The 6,313-nt window shown below is 35.9% G+C and carries 4 protein-coding genes; 1 reads left to right on the forward strand and 3 read right to left on the reverse strand.

Annotated features, from left to right (window positions below):
• Positions 1–260 precede the first annotated feature (260 nt).
• Complete coding sequence (locus tag HE1_RS06315; protein WP_052567160.1) at positions 261–1,154, forward strand: UbiA family prenyltransferase; 894 nt, start codon at positions 261–263, stop codon at positions 1,152–1,154.
• 1,293 nt (positions 1,155–2,447) lie between these two features.
• Here HE1_RS06315 and murB read toward each other — a convergent pair.
• The 3 genes from murB to HE1_RS00940 form a co-directional block, all read right to left on the reverse strand.
• Positions 2,448–3,371 (reverse strand): UDP-N-acetylmuramate dehydrogenase, encoded by a 924-nt coding sequence (gene murB, locus HE1_RS00930; RefSeq protein WP_024161486.1) that lies wholly within the window; start codon positions 3,369–3,371, stop codon positions 2,448–2,450.
• A 4-nt stretch (positions 3,372–3,375) separates the two neighbouring features.
• Entirely contained in the window at positions 3,376–4,818 is a 1,443-nt protein-coding gene (gene murC / locus HE1_RS00935; RefSeq protein ID WP_006301421.1) for a UDP-N-acetylmuramate--L-alanine ligase, read from the reverse strand.
• 166 nt (positions 4,819–4,984) lie between these two features.
• Complete coding sequence (locus HE1_RS00940; RefSeq protein ID WP_035543596.1) at positions 4,985–6,094, reverse strand: glycosyltransferase; 1,110 nt, start codon at positions 6,092–6,094, stop codon at positions 4,985–4,987.
• Positions 6,095–6,313: the final 219 nt, after the last annotated feature.

A 6,313-nucleotide genomic window follows, 5' to 3' on the forward strand; every position in this document is an offset into this window, starting at 1 on the left:
AAAAGTTTTGCAAGAGTATGCTGCATTTTTTTGACCAAACCTGAGACAACATCGCCATAGATCTTGTCGAGCGCGTCAATGACTACTTTTAACGCATTGGTCCAACACTTTCAGTTTGATTTGGTATTTGGTATATAACAAATTTTGAATAAACCTGGCTATGGATTTTTTTAATGAGTTTCTTTCCCAAGTAATTTAATTTTTAAAAACTCTTGATAAAGTATTGTAAAAGTTCATAATTCAAATAAATAATTTTTTTTATGAAATTGAAAAAAATTTATTACTCTAATTTACGCATAGCTAGAGGCGTTTTTACAAGAGAAAACTGGAAATTATGGTTTGTTGCCGCTCGATTTTTTCAAATTCACGGAACATTACTTTTGTTTTGGCCGTGTCTTTGGGGATATTTTTGTCAAACTAACAAAAGTATAAAATTCTGGGAACTGGCGTGGCTTTTTTGGGGATCGACCTGGATGCGATCGGTAGGATGCGTCTATAATGATTGGGTAGATGCTCCATTAGATTATTTTGTTCCTAGAACTCAAAATCGCCCTTTGATTTGCAAAGCCGAAGGGTGGAAAATTCCCATGATTTGTATTTGCGGATTTTTTAGTATTCTTGCAGTATGGACGTTACCGTTTAGGGTTGTTTTTCTCGGATGTGTGGGGTGGATTTTATCCTTAGCTTATCCTTGGTTAAAACGCTATATCATTCCTCAAGCAGCATTAGGTGTACTATTTGGTTGGGGAGTGTGGGTTGGCGCTGCTCTTTCTATGATCCCCAGCTTATCTTTATGTTGGGGAGAATATATTGTTGCCGTTTTATGGAGCATAGAGTACGATTCTGTTTATAGCGCGCCTGATCAATGGGCAGATCGCAAGCTTGGTTTAAAGTCTTTGGCAAACTATGCACGCCATCAAACAAGAAGAGTGGTTTTAGAAGTGTGTATGATTCGTTGGGGAATTATGGGAATTTTAAGTTATTCTTCAGAAAAATCTTTAATTTTAGTTTTATTATCTGCAAATATCACTTATTATAGTTTACTAAAAGTGTGTTTTATAAAATCATACTCCTGTCATCAGTATTTTTTACTACAAGCATGGATCCAAGGTGGAATATTAGTACTTTGGGCGTATTCTTTAGTGCCATTTTGATAAGCCGGACAATTACAAAAGAGAACTTATATCGTTTTCGAACCTAGAATTTTTGTAAAATTTAGTGTAGCTGGTGTCTAATCGGAAAACATAGGGAATCATGAAAATCAAAGCAATTATAAGACAAGATATAAAAGATTTTTTTTAGTACTTCTTTTATTAGACTTCTTGCGAAACTAGATTATAAAGAAGATTTATGATAAAAAGACCAGGAGGTAAGGTACCAAATACGAACAGATCAAAGAATAGCAAAAGAAAAATTTCGCAAGGTGACAGGAGTTAAAAAGGATACATTTTATAGAGTGGTGAATATTCTGCAAGAGGCAGAAGTTAAAAAAAAGCGGGGAGGAAGAATACGCCAAGCATAGAATATCGTCTTTTGAGGGCACTTGAATGTGTCCGCGAATACCGCATATATTATTTTCTATGTCAGCAAAAGTTACAAGTGAGAGTATTGTGTATGACACCATTAAGTACCCTTATTTTGTGCTTCCTGGGTACTGCTAAAAAGTGATAAAAATTTATGAAGTTATACTAAGAGAAACATCAATAGAACACAATAAAACGCTAAAAAAATAATAAAAAAATCAAAAATCGTAATAATAAACAAAATTAATTTTATTTAGAAAAAAAGAAGTGGCTTTCTATAAGAACACAACTCGTGGCATATGTACGGTGTTTTCAAAGGGTAAGTGGCACGATTTTAGAGGATTTAAAGAATCCAAAAAAAAGGTTCATCGAGAAAAAAGCTGCATCGTACGCCTGAATTACCAAAGAAGAACAGATAAAAATAAAAAATTTTGAAGTGAAAGAGAGATGAATGAAAAAGTTATTGGATTGCTTAAACGATTTAAACTTATCGTTACAGAAATAGGAGAAAAAGATTGGGACAAAGACTTAATCTTATTTCTGCTATTTATACTATGGAGTTAGCTAAATGATAGTTTACGAACAAGTCTAATGTTTTTCTCAATACAAAATGTATTTTATTGTATGGAGTTAGCTAAATGATAGTTTACGAACAAGTCTAATGTTTTTCTCAATACAAAATGTATTTTATTGATTACTTGCAAAAATATAAAATGACGAAAATTGGGGGTGAATTGATTTCTGTATTTTTGAATAAGTAAATGAGAAAATAAATGCAGAACTAAAACACAAAAAGGATGTTAATCTGACAAAGCAGCCGCCAGATTTTATATATCAAGAGTGATTGACAGCAGTTAATACAGAATGAAGAATTGTTAAATGTGCAAGATTTAGGTTTAAATTTTGTAGTTCCATGGTTTGATCTTAATAAGAAGCCAGCGCTGCATACTGTTCTTGTTGACTTTGGAAAAACAAAGTCTCATCCCAAATATGAATCTCCCATTCCAAGTTTACTTGATGGGCTAACCGCACTCGAGTTTGAATTTGACTGCCTAAAGCCCACAAATCTTGTGCTGTTGCATTCCCCAAATTAATTAAAAAGTTACAGTGGGTTGAAGAACACTGGGCATCTCCAAGACGCTCTCCCCTTGCTCCTACTGCATCTATCCACTTCCAGGCAAAACTTCCCGGGGGATTTTTAAAAGTACTTCCCCCTGTGCGCACTTGTAAAGGTTGACTATTTTGTCGCTGCTGAACATATCTACGCATAAGTTCTAAAATTTTGGAGGGATCGCTTGGAGTACAAGACAATACAGCTTCAATAAAAATCCACCCAAAGGGGAGAGCACATCGACGATATTCGTACCCTAATTCCTTTGGGCTAAGAACATGCAATTCTCCTGAAGGACTCATGACGGTAACTTCTTCAAGCACATTCGAAATTTCGTGACCATAACATCCTGCGTTCAGTGCTAATGCTCCTCCTATCGTCCCTGGAATTGTATACAAAAACTCTAAACCAGAAAGCCCTGCTTTTTGTGCTGTTTGTGCAACAACTCGATCTAAAGCACCTGCTTGGACCCGAATGCGATGGTTTTCTACTGTAATAGAATGAAACCCTTTTTGTAATTTTATAACAAATCCTGGCCATCCCTCGTCGTGAACTAAAACGTTTGATCCCGCACCTAATATTCGATACGGCTTTGAAACCTGTCGAATAAATTGGCAAAGATCATGAATGTTTAAAGGTGAAAAAACTCCCAAACAAGGTCCCCCCACACGAAACCACGTATGAGCATCTAAACGATCATATAATTTTAAAGAACCTTTTAAAGCCCATAAATTCATTTCTTTACCTCCATACCAAAGAAGCATTAACTGTAGTTTTTACTCCAGTTAATACACGCTCTAGCGCTTCAGGTAAAGCGTAAGCAAGCTTTGTAATGTCTCCAGCTCCGCAGCAAACTATAATATCCTCTTGAGTTGAAAATCGTGCAATATGGTCACATAAGTCTGGCAAACTTAAGCTCCATTCAGAAAAAATGTAGGCCTTATCATGGAATTTTTGAATTTTCTCTAGCAAAGTTTTAGAGTTTATTCCTTCTACAGGGTGCTCTCCCGCGCTATACACTGGAAGAACCATCACTTCATCCGCGTTGGAAAAACTTTCTGCAAATCCTTCCATTAAATACTGAAGTCTTGTATAACGATGAGGCTGAAAAATAACAAAAATCTTTTGCTTTGGATAGTGACACCGTAACGCTTCTAATACGGCTTTGACTTCTGTGGGATGGTGAGCGTAATCATCTAGAACATGCACTCCTTGAGCTGAACCGGTATACGTCAACCTTCTGCGAACGCTTTCAAAGGTAGAGAAGGCTTTATAAACATCTGACGCTTTTATTTCCAAAGCTTGAGCTACAGATACTGCAGCCAGTGCGTTGTATACGTTGTGAATCCCTCTAAGCTTTAGCTTTAATTCTTCCCACAAAACAGGGCAAGGTCCTGTCAACATAACGTCAAATTTAGTACCTTCCAAAAAAGGAGAAACATTTTTACAGGAAACAGATCCTTGAGTTCCATAAGTTATATTTAATGAAGACTCGTTTTGTTTTACAAAAAAGTCACAAAAAGATCCAAGATTACCTAAAATCCTTTTTTGAGATGCTTTTAATAAAAACCTAGAAAAAAAAGAAAATAAATTTTCTTCTGTTCCGTAAAACTCCATGTGCTCTGGTTCTACGTTGGTAACAATCGCGATATCAACACGAGAAAGATTAAGAAAAGTGCCATCAGATTCATCAGCCTCTATAACAGCCCATGGACCTTTTCCTTGGCGCACGTTACTTTGGTATAACGGCATAATACCACCGGTAATAATAAGAGGATCAATCCCAGCAACATCTAACATATGTCCAATTAAGGCCGTAGTGGTCGTCTTCCCATGAGTTCCACTTACTGCAATAACTTTATAGCCCGAAATAAGGTAATCTAAAAACTGAGAGCGATGTAAAATTGTTTTATTTAATTTTTTTGCTTCCAACAATTCTACGTTTTTTGGCTGAATGCTGGAACTGACTACAACATAATCAACATCTTTGGAAATATAGGAAGCATCATGTCCTTGATAAAGTTTTGCCCCCATTTTTTCTAGAAAAGTTAGTAAACTTTCTTCCCCTGACAACGTACTTCCTGATACTCTGTACCCTTGTTCTAAGCACACACGAGCCAAGGCACTCATTCCAATTCCACCAATACCAATAAAATGAACGGATTTATCTATTTTTTTTGTCATACTTTTTACAATAACCTATTTTAACAACATTCCATTTAAACTTCAAACGTACATCACAGCACAAAAACAGCTTTTTTATCCATATGTACTATAATAAAAAACGATACAAAAACCAATACTACAAATAAAACAAATAAATACCTTTATTTTTTTTCATATTTTTTTTTTAAAACTCATTTTGCCAATATTGAATCATCGCCATTGCTGCATCTTTGCGTCCAAAATTTTTCGCACGAGCTCCAGTATACAACAATCGCTGAGGGTGTTCTAGACTCTCTTGAAGGAAGAATGCAATTTTCTCTTCATTTAATTCGGATTGAGGGCAAGACCACCCTGCTTCTTGAGAAACCCAAAAAGCAGCATTGTAATCTTGGTGTTGATCTTTTGCGTAAGGATAGGGAACAAAAAATCCTCCACGTCCACAGCATGCCAATTCAGCTGCGCTAGAAGCACCACACCGACTGAACACCACATGTACTTGCTTTAAAATTTCCGGTAAAGATAAGAAAAAACTTCGAACATCGCAAGAAACATTTAATTGGTTATACCGTTCTTGCACATACGAAAGATCTTTTTCTGGGCATTGATGAAATATACAAAAAGCCTGACGGTGTGATTCATCAAGAAGTTCCAGCGCGTTTAAAAATACTTTGCTCCAAAAAGACGCGCTTTGACTGCCTCCTAAAATCAAAATTCCCAAAGGACCGTTTTCAAACTTAATATCAGGAATTTTAAAAAACTCTTTACGTACAGGAGTTCCCACCGGAATGACAGAAACAGTTTTTGGAACTTTTAACGTTTCAGGATATCCAGTAAACACTACAGGTATTCCTATCCATTTAGCAAGAAAACGATTTGCGCGTCCAAGCACTCGATCTGATTGATGTAAAGCAAAAAATTTGATTTTTTTCCCATCATATTTATAAAAAAACCATCCCAAAGCCATGGGGATCACACTCATTAATCCCCCAAAACTAAAAAAAGCCTGGGCAGAATTGGAATAAAGTTGAAAAAATTTTCGTGTTTGTTGAATCCACAGCCAAATCTGAAAACATAATGCTATAGGCTTCAAATAAAACTTATTGTGCCCAGAAGAAAAAGAAAAATTCTCAAGCACTTCTACATGATCGAACAAAGACACATCTTGCGTAATAAAACGTTCCCCCCGTTGATCTGTCAAAAGATATACCTCGTACGACAAATCTTTTAATCTTTGTGCCAAGGCAATGGCAGGAAATATATGCCCTCCTGACCCTCCAGCAATAAGCAGCACCATACTCTGACCTTGTTCTAAATCTTTTTTTGATTATCCATAAATTTTCTTTTTTTTCCATACTTAAATGTTTGAAGGGGCTAGATAGTGTCGTCACGAAAAGTTCAACCAAAGAAAAGGTATCTAATTTGAACGGAATTAAGAAATGAAGAAGTATTTTTGCGTATCGCGTTGCAATTCCTCTTCAGCGTTTCAGGTGAATAAATATATTCTCTACAAGAA

It is taken from the genome of Holospora elegans E1, from assembly GCF_000648275.1.
Lineage (GTDB): Bacteria > Pseudomonadota > Alphaproteobacteria > Holosporales > Holosporaceae > Holospora > Holospora undulata_A.

What these genes read in the sequence shown, in the direction of transcription:
- HE1_RS06315 (WP_052567160.1), top strand. Translation starts at nt 261, where the DNA reads ATGAAATTGAAAAAAATTTATTACTCTAATTTACGCATAGCTAGAGGC.
- murB (WP_024161486.1), bottom strand. Translation starts at nt 3,371, where the DNA reads ATGAATTTATGGGCTTTAAAAGGTTCTTTAAAATTATATGATCGTTTA.
- murC (WP_006301421.1), bottom strand. Translation starts at nt 4,818, where the DNA reads ATGACAAAAAAAATAGATAAATCCGTTCATTTTATTGGTATTGGTGGA.
- HE1_RS00940 (WP_035543596.1), bottom strand. Translation starts at nt 6,094, where the DNA reads ATGGTGCTGCTTATTGCTGGAGGGTCAGGAGGGCATATATTTCCTGCC.